This is a genomic window from Vibrio sp. 1F255 (assembly GCF_041439145.1).
Lineage (GTDB): Bacteria > Pseudomonadota > Gammaproteobacteria > Enterobacterales > Vibrionaceae > Vibrio > Vibrio crassostreae_C.
The window spans coordinates 1-15,043 of the sequence record NZ_JBGONQ010000056.1; the positions used below are offsets into that span (position 1 = coordinate 1).

A 15,043-nucleotide genomic window follows, 5' to 3' on the forward strand; every position below is an offset into this window, starting at 1 on the left:
GACAGCTCTGAAGGATCCTTCAACCGATCGCTTTGGCTTTAACTGATCGGCATTAACCCAGTGGGTGCCTTTTTTGATCGCGTTGAATCTGCTATCAGAGCCCTGCTATATACAGGAATTACTCGACTTGGTGAATACTCTCTTGAATAGTCAGACGGACTTCTGGGTAAAGCATCGAGTAAAGAAGCTTAGCGAATTGCTGAGTCTTCTCTAAATCGCAGTTGCCGTCGTTATCTAGGTACTGTTGCTGCTTCAACGTTGCGAACATAGAAGCAAACACACCTTTATCGAAGAATTCGGGAGCATTGATACCATGCAATCGACCAAGTCGCTGTGCGATGTCTTGGCTTTTCTGCTCAAGGTCAGATTTGTCCAGTTCCGGATTCTCTGCCAGCAAGTTTAGAGCAATAGAGTAGCGCTGTAGCGTTTCTGAAATCGTACGGCCTAACAGCATAAGAGCTTGGCTGTTCGATTGGTTGATCGTCACTTCATTGTCAGACACAACAATCATGCCCTGGCTAACAAGTTCATCAATGATGTTTGATACTACGCCTTCAAGCTGTGATTCGTCGTAGCTTAAGAACAGCTCTTTCTTTAAGAACGGATAAATTGCTGCAACATTCTTTTGAATCGCTTCAATCGATAAACCGCGCTGACGAATGGTCATCTGGGCAATTAAAGATGGCAGAGCGAACAAGTGAATGATGTTGTTTCGGTAGTAGGTCATCAGAATTGACTGGTGACGGTCTAGCGAAATAATGTCGCCCATTGAGTCTGATTCAATTAGGAACTTGTTCAGCGATTCAGCGTGTTTTACCAGATCTTCAGCACTGTCTTTTGGTACCGTAAATGTATCAGAGTAAGGTACGTTCTTAAGCAGAGACAGGTAGCAATTGATCTGAGAAACCAAAGAGTCGCGAGACAATGCGCGCTGTCTTGAGGCTAATAGCGCGGTTGCACAAAGGGTCAATGCGTTGGTCGCCGCGGCATCGTTAATGTGCGTCATCATTTTGGTCGCCAAGTCATTAACCACCGGATTCATCCATTGTGGTTTACTGGTGCCCATTGGGTCGATGTCTTTGGTCCACTCAGGTGAGTGTTCATTCAGGTATTGGTTCAGTTGAATAGGCTCACCGAAGTTCACGTAGCCTTTACCAAAGTTACGTAGCTTACGAATGGTACGAATCACTAAGCTCGCGTTTTCTTTCTCTTTACGCTTACCACGAAGTTCTTTTGCGTAAGTCGCCACTTCCATCACGTGCTCGTAGCCGATGTACACAGGAACCAAAGTCACCGGGCGATTCATGCCGCGCAGCATCGCTTGAATAGTCATCGCCAACATGCCGGTCTTCGCTTGCAATAAACGACCTGTACGAGAACGCCCACCTTCACTGAAGTACTCTACTGAGTAACCTTTAGCGAACAACTCCGCTAGGTATTCACGGAAAATCGTCGAGTACAGCTTGTTGCCTTTGAAGCTACGACGAATAAAGAACGCACCACCATGACGGAAAATAGGACCGGCAGGGAAGAAGTTCAGGTTGATACCCGCAGCGATGTGCGGCGGCACCATGCCTTCATGATAAAGCACATAAGAAAGCAGTAAGTAGTCCATGTGGCTACGGTGACAAGGCACGTAAACAATCTCGTGACCATCTTGAGCCAACTTACGAACCGTTGAAGCGTTGCTGATATGCAGGCCTTGGTACAACTTATTCCACAGCCAACCAAGAATCTTCTCACCACGCTTGATCAGCGAGTAAGAGAAGTTCGCAGCAATCTCGTCCATAATGTCTTGAGCTTCTTTGCTCGCTTTCTCGATCGAGATGTTCTTTGCTTGTGCTTCGTCTTCAATCGCTTTTTTGATCGCTTCTGATTTTAACAGGCGATCAAACAGAGCTTGGCGGCTTGGCAGGTTAGGGCCTGATGCTGCAAGCTTTTGGCGAGAGAAGTGAATACGTGCCACGCGCGCCAGTTTGTGCGCGATGGTGCTGTCGGTGCCGTGTGAGTTGGCCATGTAACGCAGAGAAACCACAGGACTAAAGCGAACCAAGCAGTCACGACCGGCTAGCAATACCGCTTTTGATTTCTCTAAGCCGTTCATTGCCTGTAGGTAAGGCTTCTGGTTATTCTCTTTACCAGGTTTGCGCCCCCACAAAACGGTAGCAGGGATAACTTGAACATCGAGTTCAGAGTCGTCGGCGTGCAGTGAAAGCAATTCAGAGAACACTTCAATTGAAGAGCTTGGTACATAATCATCGTCTTGCAGCAGAGTTTTGCGAGAAGAGATGAAAACGTAGCGTTGCAGTGATTTGCCGTTGATTTCAAGCTTGCTCAACGGATCAGGTAGGCCTAATTCAAGTGCATGTTTTTGCAATGTAAGAATGTCGACACTTGAGCGAAACGGTAAGGCGTATACAATCGGTTTGCTCAAATCAATGTTCAAATCCTCAACAGGGTTTGAAGGAATTGATGTGCCCTTTACCAATACGGATAAAGGTAGCTTCATTAATGAACGTGAAAAAGATTGTCCAGAAGACATATAGGTTCACTGCCTCAATAGTTATTTCAATGTGCTGAAGCGTATCTCTATTTCTCTGATAAAAAGGATAAATCCTATGAGTGAAATAGGGATAAGCCTAGGCGTAAATTTAATCGATGCAAGAATACCAGAAACTGGTCTAACCTTTTAATGGAAATAGTCATATTGCCGTTAAGTTTGTGGAAAATCATTCATCGACTGATTGAGTATAGGGTTAAAAATGACCAAAAAATCAAACACCGGATTCAAACGCATCATCAAAGCAGCAGGCTTTTCATGGCAAGGCATTACGAGTTCGTTTAAAAATGAGGCTGCATTTCGACAGGAAGTGTTCATGGCGGTCGTGCTTATTCCGTTGGCATTTTACCTAGATGTAAGCCAAGTTGAACGAATCTTAATGATCTCATCGGTGGTATTGGTGATGGTTGTCGAGCTAATCAATACCGCGATTGAAGCGGTTGTCGACCGAATCGGCAGTGAACATCATGAGCTTTCTGGGATGGCTAAAGATGTCGGTTCGGCAGCAGTTTTCATCTGTTTGGCACTCGCAGGTTATGTGTGGCTAGAGATCCTGTTTTTGTAATTTGCTAAAAATGAACTAAAAACAACCAATTGCTTTGCTTTTGTTCAGTTACTGGATATACTCACAGTCAACTGTATAAAAAGACAGGTGAATCATGAAGCCGTTAACGCCCCGCCAGCAACAAGTCTTTGACCTTATCAAAGGTAAGATCGAAGATTCCGGTATGCCACCGACACGTGCAGAAATCGCGCGTGAACTAGGCTTCCGTTCTGCTAATGCTGCAGAAGAACATTTGAAAGCTCTTGCTCGTAAAGAAGCGATTGAGATTATCCCGGGTGCGTCTCGCGGTATTCGTATTTTGCTTGAAGATGCAGCAAACGAAGAGCAAGGTTTACCATTAATCGGTCAGGTTGCCGCTGGTGAGCCTATCTTGGCTCAAGAGCATGTAGAAATGCATTACCAAGTTGATCCAGGCATGTTTAAACCACAAGCTGACTTCTTACTTCGTGTAAATGGCGAAAGTATGAAAGACATCGGTATTATGGATGGTGATTTATTAGCTGTTCATAAAACACAAGATGTACGCGATGGTCAGGTTGTAGTGGCTCGTGTCGATGATGATGTAACGGTAAAACGCCTAGAACGTAAAGGTTCAACGGTTCTGTTACATGCTGAAAATGAAGAGTTTTCTCCAATCCATGTCGATCTAGAATCTCAACACTTGTCTATTGAAGGGCTTGCGGTTGGTATTATTCGCAACACCGACTGGATGTAGTCAGTACAAACAGCTTATTGATATTTATTCTCAATAACTTGTCATTGTAATTGATATTCATTATCATCTTCTTTGTCGAGATACAAGGAAGATGATGATGCCAAACCCAACCAAACCTCAAATGAAGCCGCTTACTCGTAAGCCGCGCTCCTCTGTTCAAAAGGCTTCTTCTGAACAAGGGTCTGCACATCAAGAATTCCAAGTTCCGACGAACCTCGTTCAGCATCTTTGGTTTCGTAGCCGTGAAAGCCTAGCTGATGATGGTCTCGTTTATGATCCTATCGCAGCTCAAGCCTGCAAGCGTTGCCAGCTCGCACCAGAATGTCTTACCGGTGAACTCGACCAACAGCAACTCCTTTACGCGACACTGACTCAACTTTGTGATTCTCAAGTTCAACAGTTTTTATCTCATAACCCAGATGCTTGGATTATTAACGTGGGAGCAGGGCTCGATACCCGTTTCTACCGTTTAGATAATGGCCGCTGTCATTGGGTTGAGTTAGATGTAACCGAGAATCTGCTTTGGCGACAACGCTTGTTCCACAAAAATGAACGCTATCGCTTAGAGTGTGGCTCTGTCGATGACCTAACTTGGTTGGATGAACTTAATATTCCAGAACAAGCCTCGGTGATGGTGGTGTGTGAACATGCTTTGCTGGATTGTAATGAACAACAGACCGCGAACTTCATTCAGTCTTTGAGCCGCTACTTTACTCATGCACATGCGTGTTTAGTCTTAGCTGGAGATAAAAGCTCAAGTACGTTGGGACAAAAGCTTGGTTCAGGAAAGTATGCTCATGGGTTGTCTTCACCAATAGACAGCGTTCTTAATTGGCTGCCATGGGCACAATGGGTAAAAGCGTTTTCTCCCCTAGACCAACAATGCAATCGTTGGAAATTGTGGCAGCGGCTTCTTTGTAAGATCTCTCAGGTCAAAAAGCGTTTAACGCCGCAGTTAGTGCTCGTTAAGTGGTAACCCTAGTGGTTCTGTATTTCGAGTAACTGAGTACATAGCCGGTATAAGTAAAATTCCACAACATAGTGAAAGCCCACCCACTAGGTTAAACTATCGCCTCTAATCTAAGAGGTGATCGTGAAGCTATTTAATCCCCAAACTATTTTTCAAACGCTATCCAATCAGGCGATGCACAAAAAAGTGCTGCTGCTCGCGATCCCGATGGTTCTCTCTAATATTACTGTTCCACTGCTGGGCTTAGTCGATGCGGCGGTTATCGGTCACCTCGAGCACTCTTGGTATTTAGGTGGTGTGGCGCTGGGCGGCACAATGATCAGCGTGACCTTTTGGTTGCTTGGTTTCCTGCGCATGTCGACAACAGGGCTAGCCGCACAATCTTATGGTGCGAATGATGGCAAGCAACTTGGTTTAGTCTTTGTGCAAGGCGTGACCATGGCCTTAGGGTTTGCTGGTGTCTTTTTGCTTTTACACAGTCTAGTCGCCGATTTAGTTTTCTCATTGAGTAGCGCCAGTGATCAAGTTAAGCACTATGGTCAGCAATATTTCTCAATCCGCGCTTGGAGTGCGCCTGCTGCGCTAACTAACTTTGTGATTCTAGGTTGGTTACTCGGGACTCAAAATGCCAAAGCGCCCATGTGGATGGTGATCATCACCAATATCACCAATATCGTTTTGGATATTGTTTTTGTTATCGGCTTAGGATGGCAAGTGGAAGGTGCAGCATTGGCATCTGTAATGGCTGATTATGCCGGTCTAACATTTGGCTTGATTTGTGTTTACCGAATCTGGGCGAAGAAGCAGTTACCATCGCCATGGGATCTGCTTAAGAAAACCAGCCAAGGTTTGAGTCGTTTCGTGAAATTGAATCGCGATATCTTTCTTCGTTCATTGTATCTACAAGCGACTTTCACTTTCATGACTTTCCAAGGTGCAAGCTTTGGCGATGATGTTGTTGCGGCCAATGCAGTGTTGATGAGTTTCTTGATGATCATCTCTTATGGGATGGATGGCTTTGCCTACGCAATGGAAGCGATGGTCGGTAAGGCGATAGGCGCGAAAGACAAAGATGAACTGAACCAGTCATTGATTGGTACTTTCTTCTGGAGCTTTAATATTTGTTTGGTACTGACCATAGCGTTCGCACTCGCTGGCTCGAGTTTGATTAATATGATCACTACCATTCCTGACGTGAAGAACCAAGCCGAGGTGTATTTACCGTGGTTAGTCGCAATGCCATTGGTGTCTATGTGGTGCTTCTTGTTGGATGGTATTTTTGTTGGAGCAACCAAGGGCAAGGATATGCGCAATAGTATGTTTGTTGCGACCTGTAGTTTCTTCGCGATTTTCTATTTAGCATCAGGTTTAGAGAACCATGCACTGTGGTTAGCGATGCTGAGCTTTATGGCAATGCGCGGAATTGGTCTTGGTGTGTTGTTTGTTTCTCAGTGGAAGAAAGGGGAGTTTCTCGCTTAGCTCTGAGGGCTCTGTTTGTGGAGAGTAAATGAGGCTGTACAGGTAAAGGGGTATTTAGAACATCATGATCTAATTACTATCATGCCTTAATATTCAGTGTTTTAAATAAAAACAGCAAGCGCGTGGCTTGCTGTTTATGTATTTGGCCTATGGGTGGTCAAATACTCCTATTGGTTCTTTATCTAGAATAAACGGTTAAGCCCGTTGAGTGCTGCAACACGATAAGCTTCCGCCATCGTTGGATAGTTAAAGGTTGTATTCACAAAGTACTCGATGGTATTTGCTTCACCTTTCTGTTCCATGATCGCTTGTCCGATATGGATGATTTCAGCGGCACGCTCACCAAACACGTGGATACCTAAAATCTCTTTGGTTTCGCGATGGAACAGAATCTTCAAGCTACCAATGTCTTTACCCGCAATTTGAGCACGAGCTAGGTGTTTGAATGAAGAACGTCCTACTTCATACGGTACTTTAGCTGCGGTAAGTTCTTGCTCGGTTTTACCAACAGAACTGATCTCCGGGATGGTGTAGATGCCGGTTGGAATGTCTTCGATAAGGTGGCGTTCAGCTTCACCTTTCACAATTGCTTGAGCCACAAATCGACCTTGGTCATAAGCCGCGCTTGCTAGGCTAGGGTAGCCAATCACATCACCGACAGCGTAAACATGGTCAACATTGGTTTGGTAATTGGTATTTACTGAGACTTGCCCACGCGAGTCCGCTTCTAAGCCAACAGCACCAAGGTTCAGTTTATCGGTATTACCCGTTCGGCCATTGGCATACAGTAGGCAATCAGCGCGCATCTTTTTACCTGACTCTAGGTGAATGATCACGCCATCATCAGTGCCTTCAATTTTCTCAAAGGTTTCATCGTTGCGAATCACGACACCGCTGTTCCAGAAGTGATAAGAAAGTGCATCTGAGGTTTCATTGTCTAGGAATGACAACAGACGGTCACGAGTATTGATAAGATCGGTTTTTACACCCAAACCGCGGAAAATCGACGCGTATTCACAACCAATAACGCCAGCACCATAGATGATGATGTGTTGCGGGTCGTGTTTAAGAGAAAGAATCGAGTCACTGTCGTAGATACGTTCATGCAGGAAGTCGACGTTATCTGGTTGGTAAGGGCGAGAGCCTGTCGCGATAACAAATTTGTCTGCACTGTAATGTTCTTCAGTGCCATCGCTTTGTATTACCGAGACAGTGTTGGTATCGATAAAACGTGCAGTACCAAAGACCAACGTGCACTGGTTGCGGTCGTAGAAGCCTTGGCGTAATCGAGTCTGCTTGTCGATAACCGATTTGGCATGCCCCAAAATGTTAGAAAACGTTGAGTGTATGCTTTTGTTGTTCTGACAAAACAGCGGATTACTGTTGAATTCGATAATACGACTTACGGCATGACGCAGTGCCTTTGAAGGAATGGTTCCCCAGTGAGTACAACCACCACCAACGCTGCTCTCTTTCTCAATGATTGCAACGTTCAACCCGGCTTTGGTTAATCCCATCGCTGCCCCTTCTCCTCCGGGGCCACTACCAATTACGATTACATCAAAGTGGTTGGAGTGCGGCATAGATATCTTCCTTGTTATATTTGAGTAACATTGCTTTAGCGAGATTTTAACTGATTCTGTTCTTGGGTACATGAAAAGGGCATCAGAGAGTCGGTGGGATCACGCAGTGTTATCGAAAAAATAATATTTGGTATGTCGTATGTCTCCAAATGACAGTGTGGATATTGAAATTTTTTCTTCGAACGTATTTACTTCGGTACGTGAACAAAGAGGTATGTTTAGTGTCTTATATAACCAGAGTGCCTTATATAAATAAGTGATTCGCGTTATATTGAATAGAGTATTAGACATGCCTGTTTAGGCTGTAAAAGAAGAAATTGATAAAGTATGAAACCAATGGGCATTCGCGCACAGCAAAAAGAAAAAACTCGTCGCAGCTTAATCGATGCAGCATTTAGCCAACTCAGCGCCGATCGTAGTTTTTCCAATCTAAGCTTGAGAGAAGTCGCTCGTGAGGCTGGAATAGCACCGACTTCCTTTTATCGTCACTTCAAAGACATGGATGAGCTTGGCTTAACCATGGTTGATGAAGGTGGCTTACTGCTGCGCCAGTTAATGCGTCAAGCTAGGCAACGCATAGTAAAAGAAGGCAGTGTGATTCGTACATCGGTTGAAACCTTTATGGAATTCATTGAAAGCAGCCCTAACGTATTCAGACTGTTATTGCGAGAGCGCTCAGGAACTTCATTTGAGTTTCGTGCAGCGGTAGCTCGTGAGATACAGCACTTCTCTGCTGAGTTAACCGAATATTTGATAACGACTGGCATGACAAGGGACGAAGCTTTCACTCAAGCGGAAGCCTCGGTTATCTTAGTCTTCAACTCAGGGGCAGAAGCATTAGATTTAGATCGACGTCAGCGAGATGAACTGGCTGAACGCTTGATCATGCAATTGCGAATGATGGCCAAAGGGGCTTTTTGGTATCGTAAAGAACGTGAACGTAACCGATTAAAAGGCGGGATTGAATAATGTCGAATGAAAATAATACTGTAAACCGTGGTTCAGAAAGAAAGACACTCGTACTTGCTGTTATTGCCGGTGTGTGTGGTGATGCTCTGTTATCTTGGGTAACAATGAGCGAAGTGGGCTTCTCTATTTTCCCACTGATTGCTTTAGTCTTGGCTGTACAAGCACTTTACCAAGAGTACCTAACTAACCCAGTATCTGAAGATATTCCACTAGTAGGTTTGGCTTGTTTCTTTGTAGGTGCATTTGGCCACTCGGCTTTTGTGAAGGCACAACACCCTGATGCTGGCTCAAACTTCTTTGCGATTATTGTCGCGATGTTGCTTCTTGCATGGGTAGGTAAGAAACTCGGCTTTATCGGCAAAACTGCTTAAGCTGATTTAGAAATTAAAAAAACGAGCCAATGGGCTCGTTTTTTTGTATCTGCTGTTTGGCTTAGACCTGAAAGCGATACTTACGCTTTACGCTCTAGGAATACGCCAGCTTCCATGTGGTGCGTGTAAGGGAACTGGTCAAACAGAGCAAAACGAGTGATGTCGTGCGTTTCGCTTAGGATGTCTAGGTTCTCTTTCAATGTTTCAGGGTTACAAGAGATGTACATGATACGCTCGTAGCCTTGAACCATCTTACAAGTATCAACATCCATACCTGAACGCGGTGGATCAACAAAGATAGTGTTGCAGTTGTAGCTCTTAAGATCGATGTTCGCTTGCTGTAGACGACGGAACTCACGCTTGCCTTCCATTGCTACAGTAAAATCTTCTGCAGACATACGGATGATCTGAACATTTTCAATGTTGTTCGCAGCGATGTTGTATTGCGCAGATTCTACTGACGGTTTCGCCAGTTCAGTTGCCAGTACACGCTCGAAGTTTTGTGCTAGCGCTAATGAGAAGTTACCGTTACCACAGTAAAGCTCAAGTAAGTCGCCTTTGCTGTCTTGAGTACAATCGACAGCCCATTCCAACATTTTCTCTGCCACTTTGCCGTTGGGTTGAGTAAAGCTGTTCTCTACTTGTTGGTAGATGTAGCTATCACCATTCACATCTAGCTTTTCAATTACGTAGTCGCGGTCCAGTACGATTTTCATCTTACGCGCACGGCCAATCAGGTTTAGGTTAAAACCTTCATCGTTTAATTGCTGCTTAAGTGCTTTAGCATCTTGAATCCACTGTTCACCTAATTGACGGTGGTAAAGCAATGACACCAAAATTTCGCCGCTTAACGTAGAAAGGAAGTCTACTTGGAATAGCTTGTGGCGCAGAGAGTGGTTGTCCTTCATTGCATCTGTTAATAGAGGCATTAGGTCATTGATAAGACGGCTAGCTGCAGGGAACTGGTCTACGCGGTATTTTTCTTTAGTCTCTTGATTGAACATGACGTAATACATATCGTCACCTTCATGCCACACGCGGAACTCAGCACGCATGCGGTAGTGTTGTTCTGGAGATTCATACACTTCCAGTTCAGGCACATCATATTCTGAGAACATTTCTGTAAGACGCTCTGTCTTTTCTGCCAGTTGTTCTTGGTAGCGTTGCGGGTTTACATCTAAATTCGCCATTGTTATGCCTTTTGCTGTCGTGCTTTTAAATCAAGAGCGCAGATTTTATTCAATCACAGGCGCTTGTCCAGTGTTGAGAGCCATTCAATGTAAATCGACCATGAAAACTATAGCTTATAACTATCTTAGACTAGACAAATGATTCATAGGTCAATACTATCTTCGGCAAGCTGGTGTCATTTAGATGTATAGATGGCTGAAGAGGGAATCTGGTGTAAATCCAGAACTGACGCGCAGCGGTAAAAGAGAACAAGTATTCACAAGACACTGCAAATAGCTTTTTGTGGGAAGTCGAATATAAGGTAACCAAAAGGTTGTGCTCTTGAGTCCGAATACCTGCCAGTAGCTAAACCATAAGATGTGGTTTGGTAGGAATTTACGCGATTTAGGATAACAACATGAACAAATCCCTTTTAGCGATAGCTGTAGCATCGCTGCTTTCACCTATCTCCAATTTACACGCCCAAGAAGCCTCTGCCGACGAAACCATGGTGGTTACGGCTAACCGTTTTGAGCAAAGCACGGAAAGTGTTGTCGCTCAAGTTGAAGTAGTAACACGCCAAGATATCGATCGAATTCAAGCTAAGTCTCTAACAGATGTGTTTAGACGATTGACGGGTATTCAGGTTTCACAAAATGGAGGCCGAGGACAGCAAGCTTCGATCTTTGTTCGTGGTGCTAATTCTGATCAAGTGCTTGTTCTCATTGATGGTATTCGTTTTGCGCGAGCTGCAAAGGGTGGTGTCGATTTTAGCCAGTTACCAATTACATTCGTTGACCGAGTGGAATACGTTCGAGGAGCTCGTGCCGCTATGTATGGCTCAGAAGCTATCGGCGGTGTTATCAACATTATTACTGTTGCAAACTCTGACAATGAAAAAACGGCAGTTAGTGCAGGTTTAGGAAGCTTAGATTACCAAGAGCTGAGCTTTGTTAGTGGTACTAAGGTCGGTGAAAATGGTCACTTGAACGTATCTGTTGGTTACGATTCCGATGAGGGATACAACGTTCATCCATTACCAGGTGTTAATGATGGTGATCGCCATGGTTTTGAATCACGCAATGCTCTAATTGGTTATGTTCATAATTTTGATCAGCAATGGAGTGGCTTCGCGAATTTCCGTATGTTTGAAACCATTTCTCAGTACGATGGTTCATTTGGTACAGACCATTCTTACAAAGAAGCTGAAGTTCAAAATTCGACCTTTGCTACTGGTGTTAAATATAGTGGCAGTGAACTTAAGTCTGATTTCTTAGTTAACTATCAGAATCAAGATAACTGGAACTACGAACAGTCTTTAGGCAAGAACTCAGCGTCAGCAACATCTGATGAGCTTGAACAGCTAAATGTTCAATGGGTGAATTCATACAAACTAACGTCGTCACTGACTCTTAGTGGTGGTGTAGATTGGCGTGATGAGGCTTATATTGTTAAGCCTTCGAATACTGAATACGACAGAACGAATGTTGCGTACTTCGCTGCATTAAACGCAGATGCGGATAAAGTGTTCGGAGAACTGAGTCTTCGTGTTGATGACAATGAGCAGTTTGGTACAGAAACTACTTACAACACAGGGTTAGGCTATCGTTATGCTGAGTGGCTTGTTGTAAAAGCAGCTTATGGCACATCCTTCAAAGCACCTAACTTGTATCAACTATATAGCTACTACGGTAATGCACAGTTAGAAGCTGAAAAGGCAGATTCATTTGAACTGACTTTTGGTGGCTTAATCAAGGGTGTTGATTGGTCGATTACTGGCTATGACACGAACGTCGAAGACTTAATTGATTACAACTACGCGACAAGTAAGTACTACAATACCGATGGCGAAAGCCAATTACGTGGTGTGGAAATGGTCGTTGGATTTGATACTAGCTTTATTAACCACCAAGTGAGCGCTAATTTCCAAGACCCAGAAGATCAATCTGGTGAGCAACTGATACGCCGAGCTAAGAAGATTTACAAGTATAATGCAGTGGCTAGTTTCGATGATGTTGATGTTTCATTAGGTTTCCAATATGTAGGTGAGAGACCGGACTTCTCTGAAGATCTCGCAGCGTATAGCTTGTTTGATGTTTCAGTGAACTACTATGCGAATGAAAACCTTACTTTAAATGGTCGAGTGGATAACTTAACTGACGAAGAGTACGAGACTGCTGGTGGATACCCATCACCAGAGCGTACATATTACGTGAATGCTACTTACCAATTCTAATTATCACCTAAACCGCCTTCGGGCGGTTTTTTCTTATTGGGTATATCAATGAAAAAGAAAGTCGTCATAAGTTGGTCGTCAGGAAAAGACTCTACATTAACCCTAGAACGTCTACTTGAAAGCACCGAGTATGAAGTTGTTGCTCTCTATACTACGTATGTTGGTGATGAGGTTCCTTTCCAGGTAACTCCTATTGATGTCGTTGCCATGCAGGCACAATTAATCGGTTTGCCACTCATCACCATAGAGCTTCCTGAAGTGTTCCCGAGCAATGAGATTTACCAAAGTACGATTGTCTCAGCATTGGAAGGGTCTTGCTTATCAATTGATGCGGTCGCATTTGGCGATATGTTTTGCAATGGCATTGCCGACTATAGAAAAAGCTATATAGAACCGGCTGGCTGGGAGTGTGTGTTTCCACTAATGGGAGAGAGTAGCCAAACTCTGGCTCAAGAAATCATAAATAGAGGAATCGAAACCTTTCTCGTCACAGTTGATAGCGATGCATTAGACATGAGCTATTGCGGGAAAGAATACACGCCTGAACTAATAGACAGTTTGCCAAGTCACGTCGACCCATGTGGAGAAGATGGTGAGTTCCATACCTTAGTCACGTCAGCGCCATGCTTTAAAGGTAAGCTTAAGATAGAGCTAGAAAATGTAGAGCAGGGTGAGCGCTTTGGGCATCAACGCTACCGAGCTTGCATTATGTAGAGTGATGATTGGCGAAAACTAGGTGAAGGGGTATCATTGCTGCGGAACTTATTACAGGTAATGGTTGTGTCGGAAAGCATACAAAAAAACATATTGGTCTTTGATTCTGGAGTTGGCGGTCTGTCTGTATATAAAGAGATAAGCCAGTTACTACCCAATCACAACTATATCTATGTATTCGATAACGAGGCTTACCCTTATGGTGAGCTCGATCAGCAAGTCCTCATTCAGCGAGTCCAAAGTATCGTCGCCAGTTTTGTGGCGAGTCACGCTATTGATATCGTGGTGATAGCTTGTAATACGGCCAGTACGATAGTCCTGCCGACACTTCGCGCTAATAACCTTATCCCTATTGTCGGCGTAGTCCCGGCAATCAAACCTGCTTCGTTACTGGCTAATAAAGCGGTTGGCCTTATTGCGACTCCCGCGACGATTACTCGTGAATACACACACGAGCTCATCAAAAACTTCTCGAGTAATAAAAGAGTAGAGCTGTTGGGTTCTACTCGGCTGGTGGATATGGCCGAAGATAAACTCAGAGGCGAGGAGATTAGCCTTGAAGAGTTACAGCAAATCCTTCAGCCGATGATCAACACAATTGATGTGGCTGTATTAGGATGTACTCATTTCCCATTGATCAAATCAGAGATTCAACAAGTACTAGGTGAAAGTGTAGTGCTGATAGATTCTGGTAAAGCGATAGCTAAGCGGGTTCAAGATTTGTTGGGTTTGGAAAGCGTTAATAAAGAAGGGGGAGTACGTGAAGTTTTTTGTAGTGCACTTCCTAAAAAAGAAAGTGCACTAAATAGTATGTTAAAGCAGTTAGGGTTTAGCTCAGTTCAGATTCGTCCGCTTCAGGATGTTTAGGATCATTTGCAACACGTACTTTTAAAGTGCGTTGCATGTAATCTTTATCGTTAAGTGCAGAGATTGCATGATTCACATCATTACTTGCCATAACAACAAATCCAAAGCCTCTTCTTTTACCAGTACGTTTGTCTTTCATTAAGCGTACTGCAAATACTTCACCATGCTCTGAGAATAATTCATGTACATGTGATTCGTTCGCTTTGTATGGAAGGTTACCCACATAAAGTGTTTTGGTTGAAGCCTTAGGTTCTGAATCTGATTTTGAGTCGGTGCTTGAAAAGTTAACAACAAAAGCGGAAGCCAAGACACCAAGGATAAAGGTAATTGCAGGCGATATATCTACCTGAGAGAAAACAATGCCGCCTAATACAGCCAGTGCGACAATTAACAACATCGATTTTTTTGAGTTCATATCGGAATACTACATATTAATAAACGAAATAGACGCATCTACCATTAACAAAATAGACACATGAATCTTACGTTCATGGCTTCCATTTTTCCAATGTATTGCTGTGATACGTCTCAAATGTTTAGTTTTTATTCGAAAAATGCGGATCTGGTGGCTTTTTAGGCGAACAAAACTTTTATTTCAAAAAGCCCTTGTGCTCCATCTCAATCTCTCTATAATGCCGCCTCACCGACACGGAGTGAGACGAAAGTCACACAGCGAAATCGGTAGAGAAAAAGAGTTTGAAAATAACCCTTGACTCTCAAAGTGGTGCAGGTATAGTACGCACCCCTAGCGACTGAGATGTGAATCACAAAGCGCTAGCGCTCTTTAATAATTTAAACCTATCAATCTGTGTGGGCACTCGTTGATGAATATCAAAACGTTTTA

13 protein-coding genes and 1 riboswitch are annotated in these 15,043 nt (G+C 43.8%); of the genes, 9 read left to right on the plus strand and 4 right to left on the minus strand.

What is annotated here, in order from left to right; all coding sequences use genetic code 11:
- Nucleotides 1–118: 118 nt before the first annotated feature.
- Nucleotides 119–2,542 (minus strand): glycerol-3-phosphate 1-O-acyltransferase PlsB, encoded by a 2,424-nt coding sequence (gene plsB / locus ACED41_RS20780; protein WP_371725603.1) that lies wholly within the window; start codon nucleotides 2,540–2,542, stop codon nucleotides 119–121.
- A gap of 220 nt (nucleotides 2,543–2,762) precedes the next feature.
- On the opposite strand from plsB, the gene ACED41_RS20785 reads away from it, so the two are divergent.
- The 4 genes from ACED41_RS20785 to dinF all read left to right on the plus strand — a co-directional run bounded on the left by ACED41_RS20785 (nucleotide 2,763) and on the right by dinF (nucleotide 6,289).
- Nucleotides 2,763–3,125, plus strand: coding sequence for a diacylglycerol kinase (locus tag ACED41_RS20785; RefSeq protein ID WP_017061045.1), 363 nt, complete (start codon nucleotides 2,763–2,765; stop codon nucleotides 3,123–3,125).
- A gap of 94 nt (nucleotides 3,126–3,219) precedes the next feature.
- Nucleotides 3,220–3,840: a transcriptional repressor LexA gene (gene lexA / locus ACED41_RS20790; RefSeq protein ID WP_019820514.1), complete on the plus strand. Its 621-nt coding sequence runs from the start codon at nucleotides 3,220–3,222 to the stop codon at nucleotides 3,838–3,840.
- A 97-nt stretch (nucleotides 3,841–3,937) separates the two neighbouring features.
- A complete protein-coding gene (locus ACED41_RS20795; protein WP_017070281.1) occupies nucleotides 3,938–4,816 on the plus strand; it encodes a class I SAM-dependent methyltransferase in 879 nt (292 codons plus the stop codon).
- A 117-nt stretch (nucleotides 4,817–4,933) separates the two neighbouring features.
- Nucleotides 4,934–6,289 carry an MATE family efflux transporter DinF gene (gene dinF / locus ACED41_RS20800; protein ID WP_017067882.1) on the plus strand — a complete coding sequence of 452 codons (1,356 nt, stop codon included), beginning with the start codon at nucleotides 4,934–4,936 and terminating at the stop codon, nucleotides 6,287–6,289.
- Nucleotides 6,290–6,471: 182 nt separating this feature from the next.
- Here the strand turns inward: dinF and sthA are convergent, their stop codons facing one another.
- Nucleotides 6,472–7,872, minus strand: a complete 1,401-nt coding sequence (sthA, locus tag ACED41_RS20805) for a Si-specific NAD(P)(+) transhydrogenase (protein ID WP_371725604.1) — start codon at nucleotides 7,870–7,872, stop codon at nucleotides 6,472–6,474.
- Between the two features lie 327 nt (nucleotides 7,873–8,199).
- On the opposite strand from sthA, the gene fabR reads away from it, so the two are divergent.
- Nucleotides 8,200–8,841: an HTH-type transcriptional repressor FabR gene (gene fabR / locus ACED41_RS20810; RefSeq protein WP_010438693.1), complete on the plus strand. Its 642-nt coding sequence runs from the start codon at nucleotides 8,200–8,202 to the stop codon at nucleotides 8,839–8,841.
- The gene (locus ACED41_RS20815) at nucleotides 8,841–9,212 is read left to right on the plus strand and encodes a YijD family membrane protein (RefSeq protein WP_017061049.1); all 372 of its coding nucleotides are present in this window, start codon (nucleotides 8,841–8,843) and stop codon (nucleotides 9,210–9,212) included. The genes fabR and ACED41_RS20815 overlap by 1 nt, the downstream gene beginning before the upstream one ends.
- Before the next feature lie 80 nt (nucleotides 9,213–9,292).
- Here ACED41_RS20815 and trmA read toward each other — a convergent pair whose 3' ends face one another.
- Nucleotides 9,293–10,402 (minus strand): tRNA (uridine(54)-C5)-methyltransferase TrmA, encoded by a 1,110-nt coding sequence (gene trmA, locus ACED41_RS20820; RefSeq protein ID WP_017061050.1) that lies wholly within the window; start codon nucleotides 10,400–10,402, stop codon nucleotides 9,293–9,295.
- A gap of 154 nt (nucleotides 10,403–10,556) precedes the next feature.
- Nucleotides 10,557–10,761: riboswitch (cobalamin riboswitch) on the plus strand.
- A gap of 39 nt (nucleotides 10,762–10,800) precedes the next feature.
- Between trmA and btuB the strand changes: the two genes are divergently transcribed.
- Genes btuB through murI form a run of 3 tightly spaced genes read left to right on the plus strand, consistent with a single transcriptional unit; the run spans nucleotide 10,801 to nucleotide 14,199 of the window.
- Nucleotides 10,801–12,618 carry a TonB-dependent vitamin B12 receptor gene (gene btuB / locus ACED41_RS20825; protein WP_371725605.1) on the plus strand — a complete coding sequence of 606 codons (1,818 nt, stop codon included), beginning with the start codon at nucleotides 10,801–10,803 and terminating at the stop codon, nucleotides 12,616–12,618.
- A gap of 48 nt (nucleotides 12,619–12,666) precedes the next feature.
- Nucleotides 12,667–13,332: an ATPase gene (locus tag ACED41_RS20830; RefSeq protein WP_017067885.1), complete on the plus strand. Its 666-nt coding sequence runs from the start codon at nucleotides 12,667–12,669 to the stop codon at nucleotides 13,330–13,332.
- Nucleotides 13,333–13,392: 60 nt separating this feature from the next.
- Entirely contained in the window at nucleotides 13,393–14,199 is an 807-nt protein-coding gene (gene murI, locus ACED41_RS20835) for a glutamate racemase (protein WP_017061053.1), read from the plus strand.
- Here the strand turns inward: murI and ACED41_RS20840 are convergent.
- Complete coding sequence (locus ACED41_RS20840; protein WP_371725606.1) at nucleotides 14,162–14,614, minus strand: RNA recognition motif domain-containing protein; 453 nt, start codon at nucleotides 14,612–14,614, stop codon at nucleotides 14,162–14,164. The two genes, murI and ACED41_RS20840, sit on opposite strands and share 38 nt — an antisense overlap.
- Nucleotides 14,615–15,043: the final 429 nt, after the last annotated feature.